Source organism: Nocardioides kribbensis (genome assembly GCF_015070375.1).
Taxonomy (GTDB): domain Bacteria; phylum Actinomycetota; class Actinomycetes; order Propionibacteriales; family Nocardioidaceae; genus Nocardioides; species Nocardioides kribbensis.
The window spans coordinates 832,080-852,022 of the sequence record NZ_JADCLL010000001.1 but is presented as its reverse complement, the minus strand read 5'-3'; the positions used below and the strand labels follow the sequence as shown (position 1 = coordinate 852,022).

Below are 19,943 nucleotides of genomic sequence, written 5' to 3'. Positions count from 1 at the left end.
GGCTACAGCCCCGCGGCGGCCGCGAGGTCGGTGCGGACGGCGTCGAGGCGTCCCGCGGCGACGATGCGGGCGGCCGCGACGGCATCGGCCACGTCGTCGTCAGGGCCGGCCTCCACGGGCACGACCACCTCGAGGTAGCACTTGAGCTTGGGCTCGGTGCCGCTGGGGCGCACGACCACGCGCGCGCCCTCGGCGAGGCGGTAGCGCAGGCCCTCGGTGGGCGGCAGGCCGCCGGCGGGCGGAGCGGCGAGGTCGTCGACCGCCTCCACCGCGAGGCCGCCGAGCACGGTCGGCGGGGTGGAGCGCAGCGTCTGCATCGCCCGGGTGATGACGCCGAGGTCCTCGACGCGCACCGAGAGCTGGTCGGTGGCGTGCAGGCCGTGGCGGCGCGCGATGTCGTCGAGCAGGTCCAGCAGCGTGCGGCCCTCGGCCTTGGCCCCGGCGGCGATGTCGCACAGCAGCAGGAGCGCCGAGACGCCGTCCTTGTCGCGCACGTGCTCGGGGTCGCAGCAGTAGCCGAGCGCCTCCTCGTAGCCGAAGGCGAGGCCGTCGACGCGACCGATCCACTTGAAGCCGGTGAGGGTCTCGACGTAGGGCTGGCCGGCGGCAGCGGCCATGGTGCCGAGCAGGCTGGAGGAGACGAGGGAGGTGGCGTAGGTGCCGTCGCGACCCGAGCGCAGCAGGTGGTCGGCGAGCAGGGCGCCGACCTCGTCGCCGCGCAGCATGCGCCAGCCCTGCGGGGTCGGCACGGCCGCCGCGCAGCGGTCGGCGTCGGGGTCGTTGGCGACCACGAGGTCGGCGTCGACGCGGGCGGCCAGCTCCATGGCCAGGTCCATGGCGCCCGGCTCCTCGGGGTTGGGGAAGGCGACGGTGGGGAAGTCGGGGTCGGGCTGCTCCTGCTGCTCCACCACGCGGGGGGCCGCGAAGCCGGCCGTCTCCAGCACCGCGGCGACCGAGGTGCCGCCGACGCCGTGCAGGGGGGTGTAGACGATGTCGAGGTCGCGCGGCCCGTCGGCCACGAGGGCGGCGGTGGTGTCGAGGTAGCGGTCGACGACCTCCTCGCCCAGCACCCGCCCGGGGCGACCGCGGGGCACGTCGGCGACCCGGCCGACCGCGGCGATCTGCGCGGCGATGGCGGCGTCGACGGGGGCGACGATCTGGCTGCCGTCGCCGAGGTAGACCTTGTAGCCGTTGTCCTCGGGCGGGTTGTGGCTGGCGGTAATCATCACGCCGGCGGCGCAGCCGAGCTCGCGGATGGCGTAGGCCAGCACGGGTGTCGGCAGGGGGGCGGGCAGCAGGTGGGCCTCGAAGCCGGCGCCGGTCATCACCTCGGCGGTGTCGCGCGCGAAGACGTCGCTGTTGTGCCGCGCGTCGTAGCCGATCACCACGCCGCCGCGCGCCCCCGTCTCCCGGAGGTACGCCGCGAGGCCGGCGGCCGCCCGCGTCACCACGACGCGGTTCATCCGGCGGGGCCCCGCACCCAGGGCGCCGCGCAGGCCGGCCGTGCCGAACTCCAGCGTGCCGTCGAAGCGGTCGGCCAGGTCGCCCTGTGCCGCCGCGTCGCCCGCCTCGGCCGCCGCCACGACCGCGTCCAGCTCGGCCCGGGTGGCCGGGTCGGGGTCGTCGGCGCTCCAGGCGCGGGCGAGGTCGAGCAGCGTGGCGAGGTCGGGGCGGGTCATGGGGCTGACGCTAGTGCGTGGCGACCGGCGGTCCTAGCCGGGCCGGTCCGGCGCCGCGGGCGCTCAGGAGCCGCAGCGACCACCCGGCGCCGACACCGGGTCCGACGCGGCCCGGAAGCCGGTGGCCCAGGCGCGCGCCACACTGCCGGCCACCCCGTCGGCGTCGGTGAACTCCAGGCCGAAGCGGTCCCAGCCGCCGCCGCGGCGGGCCTGCGAGACGCGTGCGAAGACGTAGTAGTCGCCGGGCCCCACCTGCGCGGGCAGGGCGCTCCGCTCGCCCCACGCCACGGTGTCGCGCTCGCCGCGGGGAGGCGCGGTGCCGCGGGCCATGCCGGTGTAGGACACCTGCCCGGGCGGGCGGCGACTGATCGACTGCCCGGAGACCTCGACCCCCCGCAGCCCCCCGAGCACCAGGCGCTCGACCGTCGCCGGGGCGCTCACCCGGAACGACTCCCAGACCACGTAGGGCTTGCGGGCGGGCGCGCACCGGGTGCTCGTGCCCCGGTCCAGGGTGACGGCGGTCGAGCGGGCGGGGGGCGCCGGGTCGCTCGGGGTGGGCGTGGCCGCCGAGGACGCGGCGGGAGCGCCGGGCCCGCCCGACCCGTCCTGGCCGCCGCCACTGCTGCAGGCGGCGGTGACGCCGACGAGGAGGGAGAGCAGGGCGACCAGGGGACGACGGGGCACGACCGGATGCTGCCCCTCGCCGGCGCGGGGAAACCGGGTCCCCCTCACGCCCGCTCAGGCGTCGATGCTGCTCATGTCGCCGTAGCGCTCGCCCACGACGGCGTCGCGCGGCACGGCGCGCTCGAGGGCCTCGAGGTCGGCGGCGTCGAGGGAGACCGCGACGGCCCCGGCGTTCTCCTCCAGGTAGCGCACGCGCTTGGTGCCGGGGATGGGGGCGACGCCGAGGGTGTCGTCGCCCTGCGCGAGCACCCAGGCGAGCGCGAGCTGGCCGGGGGTGCAGCCCTTGGCCTCGGCGATCCCGCGGACCTTCGCCACGAGCGCGAGGTTGGCGCGCAGCCCCTCGCCGTTGAGCCGGGGGAAGTACGCCGTGCGACGCGAGTCGCCCTCCTCCAGCTGGCTCTCGTCGGTGATCGCGCCGGTGAGGATGCCGCGACCCAGCGGCGAGTAGGGCACCAGGCCGATGCCGAGCTCGCGCAGCACGGGGAGGATCTCGTCCTCGAGGTCACGGGTGAACAGGGAGTACTCGGTCTGCAGCGCGGTGATCGGGTGGGTGGCGTGGGCGCGGCGGATCGTGGCGGCCGAGGCCTCCGAGAGGCCCAGGTGGCGGACCTTGCCGGCCTCGACGAGCTCGGCCATCGCGCCGACGGTCTCCTCGATCGGCACGGTCTTGTCGACACGGTGCTGGTAGTAGAGGTCGAGGTGGTCCACACCGAGCCTGCGCAGCGAGGCGTCGCAGGCTGTGCGCACGTAGTCGGGCCTGCCGTTGATGCCCAGGCGGGTGCCGTCGGGCAGCCGCTCGTTGCCGAACTTCGTGGCCAGCTGGACCTCGTCGCGGCGTCCGGCGATGGCGCGGCCCACCAGCTGCTCGTTGGTGAACGGGCCGTACATGTCGGCGGTGTCGAGGAAGGTCACGCCGAGGTCGAGGGCGCGGTGGATGGTGTCGACGCCGGTCTGCTCGTCGCCGGTGCCGTAGAACTCCGACATGCCCATGCAGCCCAGGCCGAGGGCGGAGACGGTGAGGGGTCGACCCTCGTGGGAGGCGGTGCCGAGGGTGCGGGTCGGGATGCTCGCGGGGGTCGGGGCGGAGGTGCTCATGGGTCCACCCAAGCGCGGCGGTCCAAGCCGCGCGTGCGTCAGCGCGCGCCGAACAGGTCCAGCTCCGCCGCGAGCTCGACGAAGAGCGCCTGGTTGAGGGCGAAGGCCGCCTGCACCTCGGCCACGACCGCCTCCTGCTGCGCCTCGTCGAGGTCGAGCCCGTCGAGGCGCAGGCGGTAGGCGTCCTTGTACGGCTTGGGCCTCGGTACGGCGTCGAAGCGGTAGAAGTCCGTGCCGCGGCCCCCGAGGTCGAAGGTCCGGTCAAGGGTGCGGCCGATGGCCTGGCCCCCGGAGAGGTCGCCGAGGTAGCGGGTGTAGTGGTGGGCCGCGAAGCCGGCGCCGCCGGCCACGCCGGTGCTGGCCTCGATGCGGCGCTCGTAGGCCGCGACCGCGGGGGAGTCGACCTCGCGGGGCCCACCGGGCGCCCAGTGCTCCAGGTCGGCCTCCAGCGCGGCCGACCGCTCGAGGTCGGGGTCGTGGACCGCGACGACACCGGGGTGGTGCAGGTGGGCGCGGGCGGTGCGCTCGAGCGCGGCGTACACGCGCTGTAGCCGCAGCAGGTAGGCGGTGTAGCCGGCGGCGTCGACCCCTCCCTCGAGCAGGCGGGTGACGAAGACCGAGGCCTCGGCGGCGCGGTGCTCGGCCATCGACCCCTCGCGCATGCGCGCCGACAGCGTGCTCACGCGGGCAGGTCGGACGCGGGCACGTCGGGAAGGGGGTGGGCGCGCAGCATCGCCGCGGCCATGGCCACCAGGTTGGCGACGAAGGCGTCGGTGTCGAGGCGCTCGCGCCGGGGGGAGTCGCCGCCCAGGGCCCGGGCGCGGTCGCCGATGGCGCGCAGCACGAAGCCGGTCATCAGGGTCAGGCGCTCCTCGCGCAGCGCGTCGGGCAGCGCCGGCATCCGCTCGACGATGAGGGCGTAGACCTCGTGGCCCCCGGTGCGGGCCAGCGCCTCCTCCACGCCGTCGAGGGCGCGGGCCTGGTCGTCGGCGATGAGCTCCGCGACGATCATGAGGTAGCAGCGCCCGCGCCAGTCGCCCTCGGCCACCTCGACGCTGGGCCGCACGACGGCCTCGATCGCCGCACCGAGGTCGTCGTCGGGCCGCTCGCGCGCCACGGCGAGCAGCTCGCGCTCACGCGCGGCGAGGACCTCGGTGAACTGGTCGAGCACCGTGGTGAGCAGGCCGGCGCGCGAGCCGAAGTGGTAGTGCACGGCGCCCCGGTTGCGCTGGCCGGCCTGGCGGGTGATGTCGAGCAGCGAGGCGTTCTGCACGCCGTGGTCGGCGAAGGCCCGCGTGGCCGCCTCGACCAGTCGCGCCCGGGTCTCGCGACCCGAGGACAGGTCGCCGGTGGGGTCGGGTGTCTCGCCGGTCGTCTCGTCGGGGGCCATCAGATCCGCGGGACGATCGTGGAGAGGAGGTCTCCCATCCGGCTGGCCGCGGCGCGGCCGGCCTCGAGGACCTCGGCGTGGTCGAGCGGCTCGCCGCTCATGCCGGCGGCGAGGTTGGTGACCAGGCTGATGCCGAGGACCTCCATGCCGGCCTCGCGCGCGGCGATGGCCTCCAGGGTCGTGCTCATCCCGACCAGGTGGCCGCCGATGGCGCGGACCATCCCGATCTCGGCGGGGGTCTCGTAGTGCGGTCCGGGGAACTGGACGTAGACGCCCTCGTCGAGGCTCGGGTCGATCTCGCGGCACAGCGCGCGCAGGCGCGGGGAGTAGAGGTCGGTGAGGTCGACGAACCGCGCGCCCTCGATGGGGGAGCGGCCGGTGAGGTTGATGTGGTCGCTGATCAGCACGGGCTGGCCGGGGCTCCAGGTCTCCTTGAGCCCTCCGCAGCCGTTGGTGAGCACGATCGTGGAGCAGCCCGCGGCGGCCGCGGTGCGGACCGGGTGGACGACGGCCGGCACCCCCTTGCCCTCGTAGTAGTGGGTGCGCGAGAGGAACACCAGCAGGTTGCGCTCGCCCGAGCGCACCGAGCGGATCGTGCCGGAGTGGCCGGCCACCGCGGCGGGGTTGAAGCCGGGCAGGTCGGTCGTGGCGATCTCGGCGGTGGCCTCGCCGAGCGCGTCCACCGCGGGGAGCCAGCCCGAGCCGAGCACCAGGGCCACGTCGTGGCGCTCGACGCCGGTCAGGTCGGCGAGCTTCTGGGCGGCGTCGGTGGCCAGGGAGTAGGCGTCGTCGTTCACCGGCCCAGCCTATGCGTGCCGCGACCCGTCGCGAGCCAGGGGCCGCGCCCGGGGAGCTACAGGCCGGAGGAGCGGCAGGGGCGTCGGCGCAGGGCGGCGACGTAGTCGGCAGGGGCGTCGGCGGCCTCGGCGGCGTCGGCCAGCACGCCGAGGTAGGAGGCGGAGGGCAGGCCGCCCTCGTAGGCGTCGAGGACGTAGGCCCAGGTGACCTGCTCGCCGGTGAGCGTGGAGACCCGCACCCGGGTCTTGCGGTAGAGGCCGGTGTCGGCCTGCTCCCAGCCGTCGAGGCTGCTCTCGTCCTCGCGGGTGACGTCGTAGACGGCCACGAAGACCTGCTCGAAGGGGTCCTGGACGATGGTGGGCAGGGCGCCGTCCCAGCCGTGCTCCTCGCCACCGAAGGTCAGCCGCCAGCCCTCCAGCCAGCCGGTCGTGCGCAGCGGCGAGTGGGGGCAGCGCTCGCCCATGCGGGCGGGATCGAGGTTGCTCCCGTAGGCGGCGTAGAGCGTCACGTGACGAAGAGTAGTGCCGGGTGCCCGCCCGCCTTGGGCCGACCTGCGCGCGAGCCCTAGGGTGGAGCCCGTGAGCACGCACTTCGATGTCCTCGTCCTCGGCGCCGGTCCCGGCGGCTACGTCGCCGCGATCCGCGCGGCCCAGCTCGGCAAGAAGGTCGCCGTGGTGGAGGAGAAGTACTGGGGCGGTGTCTGCCTCAACGTCGGGTGCATCCCCTCCAAGGCCCTGCTCAAGAACGCCGAGCTCGCCCACGTGCTGACCCACGAGAAGGCCAAGTACGGCATCGAGGGCGACGCCACCATGGCCTTCGGGCCCACCCACAAGCGCAGCCGCCAGGTCTCCGGCGGCATCGTCAAGGGCGTCCACTTCCTGATGAAGAAGAACAAGATCACCGAGATCGACGGCTGGGGCACCCTCACCGGCGCGGTCGACGGGGGTCAGGGCGTCGACGTCAAGGACAAGGACGGCAACGTCACCTCCTACACCTGCACCGACCTCATCGTCGCCGCGGGCGCCAAGACCCGGCTCATCCCGGGCACCTCGCTCAGCGAGCGGGTCGTGACCTACGAGGAGCAGATCCTCACCGACCAGCTGCCCGGCTCCATCATCATCGCCGGCTCCGGTGCGATCGGCGTGGAGTTCGCCTACGTGCTGAAGAACTTCGGCGTCGAGGTGACCATCGTGGAGTTCCTCGACCGCATGGTGCCCACCGAGGACGCCGACGTGTCCAAGGAGCTGCTCAAGCACTACAAGAAGCTCGGCGTCGACGTGCGCCTGTCGACCAAGGTCGAGTCGATCGAGGACTCCGGCGACCAGGTCTCGGTGACGGTGTCGAAGGACGGCCAGCAGGAGGTCCTCAAGGCCGACAAGGTCATGCAGGCCATCGGTTTCGCCCCGCGCGTCGAGGGCTACGGCCTCGAGGCGGCCGGTGTGGAGCTCACCGAGCGGGGAGCGATCGCCGTCGACGGGCGGGGTCGCACCAACGTCGAGCACGTCTACGCCATCGGCGACGTCACCGGCAAGATGATGCTGGCCCACGCCGCGGAGGCCATGGGCATCGTGGCCGCCGAGACCATCGCCGGCGCGGAGACCATGGAGATCGACTTCGACATGATCCCGCGGGCGACCTACTGCCAGCCGCAGGTGGCCTCGTTCGGCTACTCCGAGCAGCAGGCCAAGGACAAGGGCTACGACGTCAAGACCTCCACGTTCCCCTTCTCGGCCAACGGCAAGGCGCAGGGTCTCGGCGACGCGGTCGGCTTCGTGAAGGTCGTCGCCGACGCCGAGCACAACGAGATCATCGGTGCCCACCTCATCGGCCCCGACGTGACCGAGCTGCTGCCGGTGCTGACCCTGGCCCAGCAGTGGGACCTCACCGCCGACGAGGTGGCCCGCAACGTCTTCGCCCACCCGACGCTGGGTGAGTCGGTGAAGGAAGCCGTGCACGGCATCGCCGGCCACATGATCAACTTCTGACCGAGCCCGCCAGCGCGAGGAGCACAGCCATGCCCGACCGGACAGTCGACAAGGTCGTCATCATCGGCGGTGGTCCCGGGGGCTACGAGTCCGCGCTGGTCGCCAGCCAGCTCGGGGCCGAGGTGACCGTGGTCGACACCGACGGTCTCGGCGGGTCGGCGGTCATCACCGACTGCGTGCCGAGCAAGACCCTCATCGCCACCTCCGAGCTGATGACCGAGGTCGCCGGCGCCGCCGAGCTCGGGGTCAACTTCCACGACGTGGAGGGCGACGCGGCCACGACGCTCAGCGTGGACCTGGCCCGGGTCAACACCCGGGTCAAGGCCCTCGCCGCCGAGCAGTCGGTCGACATCGGCCGCCGCCTCGACCGCGAGAACGTCACGGTGGTGCGCGGCCGCGGCCGCCTCGACGGTCCCGAGCGCGTCGTGGTGACCGGCCCCGACGGCTCCGAGCAGACCCTCGAGGCCGGCGCCGTGCTCATCGCGACCGGCGCCTCGCCCCGCACGCTGCCCAGCGCCCAGCCCGACGGCGAGCGGATCCTCACCTGGGAGCAGGTCTACGACCTCACCGAGGTGCCGACCGAGCTGATCGTGGTCGGCTCGGGCGTGACCGGGGCCGAGTTCGCGTCGGCCTACCTCGCTCTCGGGATCCCCGTCACCCTCGTCTCCTCGCGCGACCGCGTGCTGCCCGGCGAGGACGCCGACGCCTCGGCCGTGCTCGAGGAGGTCTCCAAGCGCCGCGGCATGAAGGTGCTCTCCCGCTCGCGGATGGAGTCGGTGACGCGCGACGGCGACGTCGTGACCGTGACGCTCACCGACGGCCGCAGCGTGCAGGGCTCGCACTGCATCCTCGCGCTCGGCTCGGTGCCCAACACCACCGACCTCGGTCTCGAGGACGCCGGCGTGCGGCTCAAGGACGGCGGCTTCGTCGGCGTCGACCGCGTCTCGCGCACCACCGCCCGCGGGGTCTACGCCGCCGGCGACTGCACCGGTGTGCTGATGCTCGCGTCGGTGGCGGCCATGCAGGGCCGGATCGCGATGTACCACTTCCTCGGCGACGCCGTCGCGCCCCTGGACCTCAAGAAGGTCGCCTCCAACGTCTTCACCGCCCCCGAGATCGCCACGGTCGGCTGGTCGCAGCAGGCCGTCGACAACGGGGAGATCACCGCCGAGGTCGTCATGCTGCCGCTGTCGGGCAACCCGCGGGCCAAGATGCAGGGCGTGCGCGACGGGTTCGTCAAGCTCTTCTGCCGTCCCGGCACCGGCATCGTCGTCGGCGGCGTGGTGGTCGGTCCGCGGGCCAGCGAGCTGATCCACCCGGTGTCGCTGGCCGTGGCGGAGTCGATCACCGCCGACCAGCTCGCGGCCACCTTCACCGTCTACCCCTCGATGAGCGGGTCGATCGCGGAGGCCGCCCGCCGGCTGCACCGCGTCTGACCCGCGCCCGACCCGTGTCCGGGCGGCGTCCGACCGGGAGCGGCCGGGGCGCGGCCGGCCTCAGAGCCGGTCGAGCAGGACCTTGAGCCGCTCGATCTCCGCGGTCTGGCCCGCGGAGATCTCGGTGGCGATCTCGTTGACGCGCTGGTCGGAGCCGTCGGCGAGCACCGCCTCGGCCATCGTGACCGCGCCCTCGTGGTGGCGGATCATGTCGGTGAGGAAGAGCCGGTCGAAGTCGACGCCCTCGGCCGCGGCCAGGGCGTCGAGGTCGTCGGAGCCGAGCATCCCGGGCATGGCCCCCATGCCCTCCATGCCCTCCATGTCGTGACCCTCGTGCCCCGCCGCGGAGTCGCCCGACACCGCCTCGGTCATCTCCGCCAGGTCGGACTCGTCGGGCACCGGGAGGCCGCGGGCGTCCAGCCACGCCGCCATCTCGAGGATCTCGGGGCCCTGGCCTGCCGCGATGCGGTCGGCCGCCGCGAGCACGGCCGGGCTCGCAGCCCGGGTCTGCGCCAGGTCGACCAGCGTCAGCGCCTGCGCGTGGTGGGGCACCATCTGGGTCAGGAACGACGCGTCGTCGGCGTCGACCCCGGCGGGCAGCTCGGCGGCGGGGGAGCCCGCGGGGGCGTCGGACGCGCCCCCCTCCGGCGTCCCCGAGGCGCCGTCGTCGGAGCTGCACCCCGCGAGGCCCAGCGCGAGCACGGCGGCGGCCGCGGCGATCGACGTACGGTGCAGGACAACGACCCGAGTCATGGATCCAGCACATCACAGGGTGGCGCGATCGGGCCACAGCGGCCAAGATTCTCCTGACCCACCCCTCCGCGGCACCCGCGGAGGGATTCGACACTCGGACGAAGGGCCCACCCCCCGTGACACCACCCACCCCCCGCCGCACCCGCGCCGGGCTCGCGCTGCTCTCGCTGGCCCTCGGCGCCGGCGCGGTCGCCGGCCTCACGATCACCGGCGCCGGCTCGGCCTCCGCCGAGCGCACCGACCCGACCTGCACCCCCGCCGAGCGCGCGGACCTGCGCGCCGCCGGCGACAACTTCGACGACGCCTGCGCGCTGCCCGGCCAGGCGCTCGCCGGTCTCGACTCCTACGAGGCCACCGCCGACCAGGGCGAGGTCGACAAGAGCAGCAACGTGCGACAGATCGCCCGCAAGCCGCTGGTCGGCTCCTTCACGCCGGAGAACGGCGGCGTCGGCAGCGACCTGGCCTTCCAGGGCAAGTACGCCTACGACGGCAACTACAACGGCTTCGCGGTCTTCGACATCTCCCGCCCCACCGAGCCGAAGCGCGTGGCCCAGGTCGAGTGCCCCGGCGGTCAGGGCGACGTCTCGGTCTACCGCGACGTCCTCGTGCTGAGCGTCGACTCCAGCCGCAGCGACGACTCGTGCAGCAGCGTCTCGCAGTCGGCCGAGGAGGAGTCGTCGTGGGAGGGTCTGCGGGTCTTCGACATCTCCGACCCCGCCGCCCCGGAGTACGTCGCGTCGGTGGAGACCGACTGCGGCTCGCACACCCACACCCTCGCGCCGTCGAAGTCGGGGGAGCGGCTCTTCGTCTACGTGTCCTCCTACGGACCCAACGACGCCTTCCCCGACTGCCAGACCCCGCACGACCGCATCAGCATCGTCACCGTGCCCGTGTCCGACCCCGCCGGGGCGGAGCTGCTCCGCACGCCGAGGCTGTTCCCCGGCGGCGGCAACCCCGGCAGCGGCGTGCCCGGCGGCAACAGCGCCACGAGCGGCTGCCACGACATCACCGCCTACCCGCAGAAGGACCTCGCCGCGGGGGCCTGCATGGGCGACGGCATCCTGATGGACATCAGCAAGCGCGCCGAGCCCCGCGTCATCGACCGGGTCCGCGACGAGCGCAACTTCGCCTTCTGGCACAGCGCCACCTTCAACAACGCCGGCACCAAGGTCGTCTTCACCGACGAGCTCGGCGGCGGCGGTGCGCCGACCTGCAACCCCGGCACCGGCCCCAAGCGGGGCGCCAACGGCATCTACGACATCGTGCGTCGCGACCTGGAGTTCCGCAGCTACTACAAGATCCCGCGCACCCAGGCGCTCACCGAGAACTGCGTGGCCCACAACGGCTCGCTGATCCCGGTGGAGGGCCGCGACATCATGGTGCAGGCGTGGTACCAGGGCGGCTTCTCGGTCTTCGACTTCACCAACTCCCGCAAGCCGGTCGAGATCGCCCACTTCGACCGCGGAGCCATCTCCGACACCGAGCTCGTGCTCGGTGGCTCCTGGTCGACGTACTGGTACAACGGCCACATCTACTCCAGCGACATCACCCGCGGCCTCGAGGTCTTCGCCATCGACGACCCGCGCGTGAACAAGGCCAAGAAGGTGCGCATGGGCACCTTCAACGCCCAGTCGCAGCCGTCCTACAACGGCTGACCGCACCACCCCGCACGGCACCGCACCGCACCGAGCGGGCTTGAGACGCGCCCGGTCCTCCTGTGAGGATCGGGCGCGTCCTGCCTGCCTCCACCCCCCCGGGAGTCCCTGTGCGCCACCCCCGCCCCGCCCGTGCCCACCCCGCGCGCCGCCTGAGCGGCGCCGGCTCCCTGCTGTCGGCCGCCCTGCTGTCGGTGGCCCTGCTGTCGGTGGCACTGATGTCGGTCGCCCTGCCGACGCGCGGTGCGGCCGCCGAGGAGGGGGAGCGGAGGGCCCCGATCGGTGGCGTCGACCTGGCCGGGCGCGGCTACGGCCACGGCGTCGGCCTGTCGCAGTGGGGCGCCGAGGGCGCCGCACGCCAGGGCCTCGGGGCCCAGCGGATCCTGCGCTTCTACTACCCCGGCACCGGCCGGGGCACGGTCGGCGGCGACGTCAGGGTGCTGCTCTCGGCCGACACCAGCGACGACGTCGTCGTGAGCGCGCGTCGGGCCCTGACCGCGACCGGGTCGGCGGGCTCCGCGCGCACCTGGCGGCTCGCCGAGGCCCGCCCCGAGGCGAGCCGGTGGCGGATCACCGCCGCCGCCGACGGTGACAGCCTGGTCTCGTCGCAGACCTCCGGCGGCCCCTGGAAGCGGTGGCGGGTGCTGCCGGGGCAGGCGCAGTTCGCGGCCGGGGGAGCGCCGGTGCGGCTGCACACGCCCGCGGGCGCCGTGGACTACCGCGGCGCGCTGCGCTCGGCGGCCTCCGGGTCGGGCCGCGACACCGTCAACGTCGTCGCGCTGGAGTCCTACCTGCGGGGCGTGGTGCCGGCCGAGGTGATCGCCTCGACCTGGGACCCCGACGCGATCCGCGCCCAGGCCGTCGCCGCCCGCACCTACGCCGCCTTCGAGCGCGCCGCCGCACCGGGCTCGCGGCACTACCAGCTGTGCGACACCGCCGCCTGCCAGGTCTACGGCGGCTTCTCCGCCGAGCACCCGCGGGCCGACACGGCGATCCGGGCCACCGCGCGCCAGGTGCGCACGAAGGACGGGAAGCCGATCTTCGCGCAGTTCTCGGCCAGCAACGGCGGCTGGACCCGGGCCGGATCCTTCGGCTACCTGCGGGCGAAAAGGGACCCCTACGACCCGTGGCGCGGCAACCCCTACGTGCCGTGGCCCGAGGGCACGGTGCGGATCAGCGACGAGGCGCTCGAGCGGGCGCTGCCGCAGATCGGCGAGCTCACCGGCGTGGAGGTCACCCGCCGCGACGGAGACGGCCCGCGCGGCGGTCGCGTCGTCGAGGTGCGCGTGAGTGGCACCGACGCCTCCAGCACCGTGAGCGGTGACCGGTTCCGCTCGTTCTTCGGGTTGCGCTCGGACTGGTTCTGGCTCGTCTGAGCCTCCTCCCGCGAACTACCCCGGCGTAGTTCGCGAAGAGCCCCGCGGGGCCGGTGGGTCGTGTGGTGCCATCGGGTCATGCTGTCCCGCCGACCCCGCGGTCGTGCGCGCGTCGCCCTGCTGCTCGCCGCCGTCGCCGTGCCCCTGCCCGCCCCGCTCGCGGCGACGCCGTCCGCGTCGGCCGCGTCGGCCGCCGACACCTGGACCGTGCCGCCCGACGCCGTGCTGACCCTCACCGGCCACGGCTACGGTCACGGTCACGGCATGTCGCAGTACGGCGCGGAGGGCGCGGCCCGCCAGGGCCTGGACCACCGCGAGATCCTCGACTTCTACTACCCCGACCTGACCTGGGGCCGGCGCGCCGGACGCATCGACGTGCTCGTCGGCGCCGACACCACCGACGACCTCGTCGTGCGCGCCCGGCCGGGGCTGACGCTGCGCGACACCGCGACCGGTGAGCTGACCCTGCTGCCCGACAAGGGCGCCTCGCTGTGGCGGGTGCAGCAGGCCGCCACCGGGGCCACCCGGGTCTCCTTCCGCACCGACCGATGGCGGCGCTGGCGCGAGCTCGAGGGCGACGGGGAGCTCGCCGCGGGCGGTCAGCCGCTCACCCTGGTGACGCCCGGCGGGGACCAGCAGTACCGCGGTCGGCTGCGTGCCGCCACCGTGACCCCGGGCTCGGCCGCCCGCGACACGGTCAACGACCTGCGCCTGGAGGCCTACCTGCGCGGCGTGGTGCCGCGCGAGGTGCCGGCGAGCTGGTCGCCGGCCGCCGTGCGGGCCCAGGCGGTGGCGGCCCGCACCTACGCCGCCTACGAGCGGCTCCACCCCCGCGGGGGCCACTTCGACGTCTACGACACCACGGCCTCTCAGGTCTACGGCGGGGTCGGCTCCGAGCACCCCGCCTCCGACGCCGCGATCGCCGACACCGCCGGCCAGGTGCTGCTCGCCGACGGGTCGCCCGCCTTCACGCAGTTCTCCTCGAGCAGCGGGGGATGGACCTCGGCCGGCTCGGTGCCCTACCTGGTGGCCCGGGCCGACCCGTACGACGACTGGGCCGGCAACCCCGTGCACGACTGGTCGGTGCGGCTGGCCGACGAGACCCTGGAGCGGCGCTGGCCCGCGGTCGGCGACCTGCGGGGCGTGCGGGTCACCGCCCGCGACGGCAACGGCGAGTGGGGCGGTCGCGTCACGACCCTCGTGCTGAGCGGGACGCGGGGCTCGGTCACGGTGAGCGGCGACGGGTTCCGCTCCGCGCTGGGCCTGCGCTCGACCTGGTTCACCGTCGCGGTGTCGTGACCGCGCGGGGGCCCGCGCGCAGCGCCGCGCGCACCCCGAGCCCGGCCAGCAGCGCCCAGAACGCCGCTCCCACGCCGAGCACGACGACGCCGGAGGCGGCGACGAGGAAGGTGACGGCCGCGGCCTCACGCTGCTCGCTCGCGCCCAGGGCGTCGCTGGCCGAGGCGGCGAACGTGCCCAGCAGCGCCAGACCGGCCGCGGCGGGCACCACCGCGCTGGAGGAGGCGGCCACCAGGGAGGCCAGGGCGGCGCTGGCCACCGCCAGCGCGAGGTAGGCCACCGCCGCGGTGACGGCGGCGACCCAGCGGCGCTCGCGGTCGGGGCCGGCCTCGGGGCCGGCCGCCAGGGCCGCGGTGATCGCGGCCAGGTTGACCGCGTGGGCGCCGGCCGGGGCGCCGACCACGGTGGCCACCCCCGTGACCGCCATCGACTCGCGCCACGGCACGGCGTAGCCCTCGGCGCTCATCACCGCCACCCCGGGGAGGTTCTGCGAGGCCATCGTGACGACGTAGAGCGGCAGCGCCAGGCCCACCAGGGCCGGCAGCGTCCACGTCGGAGCGGTGAGGTCGAGACGCGGCAGCAGGTCGCCCGCGGCGAGCCGGGCGCCGTCGCCGGCGGTCACGTCGACCACGGCGACGACCAGCGCGGCGCCCAGCGCCGCGGGCGCGGCCCACCGGCGGGCCGCGCGCAGCAGGACCAGCCACACCACGACGACCGGCGCCACCGCCCACGGGTCGGTGGCGAGCGCCGTCACCGGCGCCAGGCACAGCGGCAGCAGCACCCCGGCGAGCATCGCCCGGGCGAGCGCGGGCGGCACCCGGGCGACCAGGTCACCCAGCCGCGGCCACGCCGCGGTGAGCAGCACGAGCGCGCCGGTGGCGACGAACGCGCCCACCGCCGCGGGCCAGCCGCCCACGGCACCGCCGGTCGTGGCCAGCAGCGCCGCGCCCGGGGTCGACCAGGCCAGGGTGAGCGGGATGCGGTGACGCAGGCTGAGCCAGAGCATGCCCAGCGCCTGCGTGACGCAGAGCGTCAGCAGCCCGGAGGCGGCCTGGGTGGGCGAGGCGCCGACGGCCACCAGCCCGGCCAGCACGACCGCGAAGGAGCTGGAGAAGCCGACGAGGGCGACCACCACACCGGCCAGCACGGGGCTGCCGTGGGCGGGCGCCTCCGGGGCGTCGTCGGTCGTGGTCGGCACCGGGGCCTCCTCGCCGCGCTAGGGTTCCGTATACAGAACCCTAGTCGGAGGGAGCCGCCCGTGGCGGACCAGGTCCACCGCCCGGGCGCCGAGGCCGGTGCGCGGGTGCGCGCCGTACGCCGCGCGCGCGGGCTGTCGCTGGCCGCGCTGGCCGAGGCCGCCGGCGTGGGCAAGGGCTCGCTCTCGGAGCTCGAGACGGGGCGCCGCAACCCGACCCTCGACACGCTGTACGCCCTCGCGGGCCCGCTCGGTGTGCCGCTGGCCGCCCTCGTCGAGGACCGCGACGGGGTCGCGGTGGCCGACCCGGATCTGGAGACCGTGCGGCTGCACCTGCTCGCCGAGGCCGACCGCACGGTGGAGGTCTGGCTGCTGCGCATGCCGCCCGGCGGTCGTCGCCGCTCGCCGGCCCACGCCCCGGGCACCCGCGAGCGCCTGGTGGTGCTGACCGGCTCGTGCCGGGTGGAGCCGGGCGACGACGCCCCCCTGGAGCTCGCCGCGGGCGCCACCGCGGAGTGGGCGGCCGACCGGCCGCACGCCTACACGGCGGGTGCCGGCGGCATGACGGGCGTCGACGTCATCACCACGCCGGCGCCCGCGACGCCCGGGGGCTAGCCGACCCGCTGGAGGAAGGCCAGGACCCGCTCGAGGAGCAGGTCGCTCGCGGCGGGGTCGTGGTCGACCGAGGAGGCGTCGGTGAAGAGGTGGCCCGCGCCGGGGTAGAGGAAGAGCTCGACCTCGTCCTGCGCGGCGGCCAGGGCGCGGCAGTCGTCGACGTCGCCCCAGTCGTCGTGCTCCATGACGTGCACCTGCGCCGGCAGCCCGCTCGGCCAGGGCGACCCGAGCGCCTCCGGCGGCACGCTGCCGTGCAGGAGCAGCGCCCCGCGGGCGCCGGGCCGGGTCTGGGCCAGGGTCTGCGCCGGCATCAGCCCCAGGGACATCCCGGCCCACACCACGTCGTCGGGCAGGTCGGCGGCGGCGTCCAGGCCGCGCTGACGCACGACGTCGAAGCCGGTCGAGCGGGCGTGGGCCACGCCCTCGTCGAGGTCGGTGAAGGTCGCCCCGGCGTAGAGGTCGGGGGCGGTGACCTCGTGACCGGCTGCGCGCAGCCGGTCGGCGAAGGCGTGGAAGCCGGGCGTCTGCCCGAGGGCGTGGTGGAAGAGGACGACGTGGGTCATCGCCCGACCCTAGGCCAGCACGACGACCAGGTCACCGCCCTCGACGGCCTGGGTGCCCGACAGCGCCACCCGCTCCACCGTGCCGTCGACGGGGGCGGTGATCGCCGCCTCCATCTTCATGGCCTCGATGGTGGCCACGGTGTCGCCCGCGGCGACGCGGTCGCCCTCGGCCACGACGACGCTCACGACGCCCTGGAAGGGGGCCGCGACCTGGCCCGGCTTCGCCGGGTCGGCCTTCTCCACGGCCGCGGCGTCGGCCGAGACCGAGCGGTCGCGCACCGGGATCGGGCGCATCTGGCCGTTGATGGTGCACATCACCGTGCGGATGCCGCGCTCGTCGGGCTCGCCGATCGCCTGGACGCCGAGGATGAGCTTCTTGCCCTCCGCGATCTCCACGGTGTGCTCCTCGCCGCGGCGCAGCCCGTAGAGGAAGTCCAGGGTGGACAGCACCGAGAGGTCGCCGTAGGTCGAGCGCGACTCGCGGAACTCCTTGGTCGGGCCGGCGAAGAGCAGCTCGTTGAGGGTGTCGCGGCGGGTGCGCTGGCTGACCTCGCCGTCGAGGCCCAGCCCCGCGGCCTGCTCGTCGGTGAGCTCCTCGGCCGGCGCCTGGTAGGAGCGACCCTCCAGCGCCCTGGTGCGGAACGGCTCGGGCCAGCCGCCGGGCGGGTCGCCGAGCTCGCCGTGCAGGAAGCCGATCACCGAGCCGGGGATGTCGAAGGAGGCCGGGTCGGCCGCGAACTCCTCGGGGTCGGCGCCCGCGGCGACCAGGTGGAGCGCGAGGTCGCCGACCACCTTGGAGGACGGCGTCACCTTCACGACCCGGCCCAGGATGTCGTTGGCCGCGGCGTACATGTCCTCGATCTGCTCGAACTTCTCGCCCAGGCCGAGCGCGATCGCCTGCTGGCGCAGGTTGGAGAGCTGGCCGCCGGGGATCTCGTGGCGGTAGACCCGCCCGGTGGGCGCCGGCAGGCCCGACTCGAAGGGGGCGTAGACGCGGCGCGTGGCCTCCCAGTACGGCTCGAGCGCGTTGACCGCCGCGAGGTCGAGGCCGGTCTCGCGCGCCGAGAAGTCGGTGCCGGCGACCAGCGCCGAGATCGGCGGCTGCGAGGTCGTGCCCGCCATCGCGGCGGTCGCGGCGTCGACCGCGTCGACCCCGGCGTCGATGGCGGCCAGCAGGGTGGCCAGCTGCCCGCCCGGGGTGTCGTGGGTGTGCAGGTGCACCGGCAGGTCGAAGCGCTCGCGCAGCGCGGTCACCAGCGTGCGGGCCGCGGGGGCGCGCAGCAGGCCGGCCATGTCCTTGATGGCCAGCACGTGGGCGCCGGCGTCGACGATCTGCTCGGCCAGGCGCAGGTAGTAGTCGAGGGTGTAGAGGTCCTCGGCGGGGTCGGAGAGGTCGCCGGTGTAGCACAGCGCGACCTCGGCCACCGTGGTGCCGGTGGCGCGCACGGCCTCGATGGCCGGGCGCATCTGCTCCACGTCGTTGAGGGCGTCGAAGATCCGGAACACGTCGATGCCGGTGGCGGCGGCCTCCTCGACGAAGGCGTGGGTCACCGCGGTGGGGTAGGGGGTGTAGCCGACGGTGTTGCGCCCGCGCAGCAGCATCTGCAGGCAGATGTTGGGCACCGCCTGGCGCAGCTGGGCCAGGCGCTCCCAGGGGTCCTCGGCGAGGAAGCGCAGCGACACGTCGTAGGTCGCACCGCCCCAGGCCTCCAGCGACCACAGCTGGGGGGTGGTGCGGGCGACGTGGCCCGCGACGGCGAGGAGGTCCTTGGTGCGCACCCGGGTCGCCAGCAGCGACTGGTGGGCGTCGCGGAAGGTGGTGTCGGTGACGGCCACCCCGGTGCGCTCGCGCAGGTCGCGGGCGAAGGCGTCGGGCCCCAGCGCCAGCAGCTGCTGGCGGGTGCCGTCGGGGGCGGGCACCGACAGGTCGACCCGCGGCAGCTTGGTGCGGGGGTCGAGGGTCACCGGGGCCTCGCCGTGGGGCTTGTTGACGGTGACGTCGGCGAGGTAGGCCAGCAGCTTGGTGCCGCGGTCGCCGGAGGCGCGTGCGGTGAGCAGCTGCGGGTGGGTCTCGATGAACGACGTGGTCACCCGGCCCGCGGCGAAGTCGGGGTCGTCGAGCAGCGCCTGGAGGAAGGCGATGTTGGTGGCGACACCGCGGATGCGGAACTCCGCGACGGCGCGGCGCGCGCGGGCCACCGCGGTGGGGAAGTCGCGACCGCGGCAGGTGAGCTTGGCCAGCATCGAGTCGAAGTGGGCGCTGACCTCGGCGCCGGAGTAGGTCGTGCCGCCGTCGACGCGCACACCGGCGCCGCCGGGGGAGCGGTAGGTGGTGATGGTGCCGGTGTCGGGCCGGAAGTCGTTGGCGGGGCTCTCGGTGGTGATGCGGCACTGCAGCGCGGCGCCGCGCAGCTGCACGGTCTCCTGCGACAGCCCGAGGTCGGCGAGGCTCTCCCCGGAGGCGATGCGCATCTGCGACTGCACGAGGTCGACGTCGGTGACCTCCTCGGTCACGGTGTGCTCGACCTGGATGCGGGGGTTCATCTCGATGAAGACGTAGTTGCCGTCGGGGTCGAGGAGGAACTCGACGGTGCCGGCGTTGCGGTAGCCGATCTCGCGGGCGAAGCGCACCGCGTCGGCGCACATGCGATCGCGCAGCTCCGGGTCGAGGTTGGGCGCCGGGGCGATCTCCACGACCTTCTGGTGGCGTCGCTGCACCGAGCAGTCGCGCTCGAAGAGGTGCATGACGCCGCCCTGGCCGTCGGCGAGGATCTGCACCTCGATGTGGCGCGGCTCCACCACGGCCTGCTCGACGAAGACGGTGGGGTCGCCGAACGCGGCCTCGCCCTCGCGCATGCAGGTCTCGACGGCCTCGCGCAGCCTGGCCGGGTCGTCGACGCGGCGCATGCCGCGCCCGCCGCCACCCGCCACGGCCTTGACGAAGAGCGGGAAGGGCAGCTCCTGGGCGGCCTCGACGAGGGCGTCGACGTCGGTCGAGGGCTCGACGCTGGCCAGGACGGGCACGCCCGCCGCCTTGGCGGCGGCGATGGCACGGGCCTTGTTGCCGGTCAGCTCGAGGACGTCGGCGGTGGGCCCGATGAAGGTGATCCCGGCGTTGGCGCAGGCCTCGGCGAGGGCGGGGTTCTCCGAGAGGAAGCCGTAGCCGGGGTAGACCGCGTCGGCGCCGGCCTGGACCGCCGCGGCCACGATCGCGTCGGGGTCGAGGTAGGTGCGCACGGGGTGGCCGCGCTCGCCGATCTCGTAGGCCTCGTCGGCCTTGAGCCGGTGCTCCGAGCCCCGGTCCTCGTAGGGGAACACCGCGACGGTCTCGGCCCCGAGCTCGTACGCCGCACGGAACGCCCGGATCGCGATCTCGCCGCGGTTGGCCACCAGCACCTTGGAGAACATGCCCGGAGGGTA

Annotated in this window: 17 protein-coding genes; 6 read left to right on the top strand and 11 right to left on the bottom strand. The window is 74.7% G+C overall.

The genetic code is table 11. The features are described from left to right. Window positions 1-2: 2 nt before the first annotated feature. The 7 genes from IR170_RS03960 to IR170_RS03930 form a co-directional block, all read right to left on the bottom strand. Window positions 3-1,679, bottom strand: a complete 1,677-nt coding sequence (locus IR170_RS03960) for a phospho-sugar mutase (protein WP_193661263.1) — start codon at window positions 1,677-1,679, stop codon at window positions 3-5. A gap of 63 nt (window positions 1,680-1,742) precedes the next feature. Continuing rightward, window positions 1,743-2,363 carry a hypothetical protein gene (locus IR170_RS03955; RefSeq protein ID WP_193661262.1) on the bottom strand — a complete coding sequence of 207 codons (621 nt, stop codon included), beginning with the start codon at window positions 2,361-2,363 and terminating at the stop codon, window positions 1,743-1,745. A 54-nt stretch (window positions 2,364-2,417) separates the two neighbouring features. Beyond that, a complete protein-coding gene (locus IR170_RS03950) occupies window positions 2,418-3,458 on the bottom strand; it encodes an aldo/keto reductase (protein ID WP_193661261.1) in 1,041 nt (346 codons plus the stop codon). A 38-nt stretch (window positions 3,459-3,496) separates the two neighbouring features. Continuing rightward, the gene (locus tag IR170_RS03945; RefSeq protein WP_319804896.1) at window positions 3,497-4,141 is read right to left on the bottom strand and encodes a biliverdin-producing heme oxygenase; all 645 of its coding nucleotides are present in this window, start codon (window positions 4,139-4,141) and stop codon (window positions 3,497-3,499) included. Next, window positions 4,138-4,848 (bottom strand): TetR family transcriptional regulator, encoded by a 711-nt coding sequence (locus IR170_RS03940; protein ID WP_193661260.1) that lies wholly within the window; start codon window positions 4,846-4,848, stop codon window positions 4,138-4,140. The genes IR170_RS03945 and IR170_RS03940 overlap by 4 nt, the downstream gene beginning before the upstream one ends. Continuing rightward, a complete protein-coding gene (locus tag IR170_RS03935; RefSeq protein WP_056863891.1) occupies window positions 4,848-5,645 on the bottom strand; it encodes a purine-nucleoside phosphorylase in 798 nt (265 codons plus the stop codon). The genes IR170_RS03940 and IR170_RS03935 overlap by 1 nt, the downstream gene beginning before the upstream one ends. Before the next feature lie 56 nt (window positions 5,646-5,701). Beyond that, entirely contained in the window at window positions 5,702-6,154 is a 453-nt protein-coding gene (locus tag IR170_RS03930; RefSeq protein ID WP_056863892.1) for a gamma-glutamylcyclotransferase, read from the bottom strand. Window positions 6,155-6,224: 70 nt separating this feature from the next. Between IR170_RS03930 and lpdA the strand changes: the two genes are divergently transcribed. Both lpdA and IR170_RS03920 read left to right on the top strand, forming a co-directional pair. Continuing rightward, window positions 6,225-7,631 (top strand): dihydrolipoyl dehydrogenase, encoded by a 1,407-nt coding sequence (gene lpdA / locus IR170_RS03925; RefSeq protein ID WP_056863893.1) that lies wholly within the window; start codon window positions 6,225-6,227, stop codon window positions 7,629-7,631. A 29-nt stretch (window positions 7,632-7,660) separates the two neighbouring features. Then, window positions 7,661-9,067, top strand: coding sequence for an NAD(P)H-quinone dehydrogenase (locus tag IR170_RS03920; RefSeq protein ID WP_193661259.1), 1,407 nt, complete (start codon window positions 7,661-7,663; stop codon window positions 9,065-9,067). Between the two features lie 60 nt (window positions 9,068-9,127). Here IR170_RS03920 and IR170_RS03915 read toward each other — a convergent pair whose 3' ends face one another. Continuing rightward, complete coding sequence (locus tag IR170_RS03915; protein ID WP_193661258.1) at window positions 9,128-9,820, bottom strand: DUF305 domain-containing protein; 693 nt, start codon at window positions 9,818-9,820, stop codon at window positions 9,128-9,130. Window positions 9,821-9,936: 116 nt separating this feature from the next. Here IR170_RS03915 and IR170_RS03910 point away from each other — a divergent pair, with 116 nt between their 5' ends. From IR170_RS03910 to IR170_RS03900, 3 genes are all read left to right on the top strand, one after another. Then, window positions 9,937-11,475: an LVIVD repeat-containing protein gene (locus tag IR170_RS03910; protein ID WP_319804895.1), complete on the top strand. Its 1,539-nt coding sequence runs from the start codon at window positions 9,937-9,939 to the stop codon at window positions 11,473-11,475. A gap of 110 nt (window positions 11,476-11,585) precedes the next feature. Further along, on the top strand, window positions 11,586-12,851 hold the full coding sequence (locus IR170_RS03905) for a SpoIID/LytB domain-containing protein (protein WP_193661257.1): 1,266 nt from the start codon (window positions 11,586-11,588) through the stop codon (window positions 12,849-12,851). Between the two features lie 78 nt (window positions 12,852-12,929). Next, window positions 12,930-14,150: a SpoIID/LytB domain-containing protein gene (locus IR170_RS03900; RefSeq protein WP_193661256.1), complete on the top strand. Its 1,221-nt coding sequence runs from the start codon at window positions 12,930-12,932 to the stop codon at window positions 14,148-14,150. Here IR170_RS03900 and IR170_RS03895 read toward each other — a convergent pair. Further along, a complete protein-coding gene (locus IR170_RS03895) occupies window positions 14,131-15,348 on the bottom strand; it encodes a benzoate/H(+) symporter BenE family transporter (protein WP_193661255.1) in 1,218 nt (405 codons plus the stop codon). The genes IR170_RS03900 and IR170_RS03895 overlap by 20 nt on opposite strands. 60 nt (window positions 15,349-15,408) lie before the next feature. On the opposite strand from IR170_RS03895, the gene IR170_RS03890 reads away from it, so the two are divergent. Beyond that, entirely contained in the window at window positions 15,409-15,960 is a 552-nt protein-coding gene (locus IR170_RS03890) for a helix-turn-helix domain-containing protein (protein ID WP_193661254.1), read from the top strand. On the opposite strand, the gene IR170_RS03885 is transcribed toward IR170_RS03890, so the two are convergent. Together IR170_RS03885 and IR170_RS03880 are read right to left on the bottom strand one after the other, a co-directional pair. After that, window positions 15,957-16,523, bottom strand: a complete 567-nt coding sequence (locus tag IR170_RS03885; protein ID WP_193661253.1) for a dienelactone hydrolase family protein — start codon at window positions 16,521-16,523, stop codon at window positions 15,957-15,959. The two genes, IR170_RS03890 and IR170_RS03885, sit on opposite strands and share 4 nt — an antisense overlap. Before the next feature lie 9 nt (window positions 16,524-16,532). Next, a complete protein-coding gene (locus tag IR170_RS03880; protein ID WP_193661252.1) occupies window positions 16,533-19,931 on the bottom strand; it encodes a pyruvate carboxylase in 3,399 nt (1,132 codons plus the stop codon). Between the last annotated feature and the right edge of the window lie 12 nt (window positions 19,932-19,943).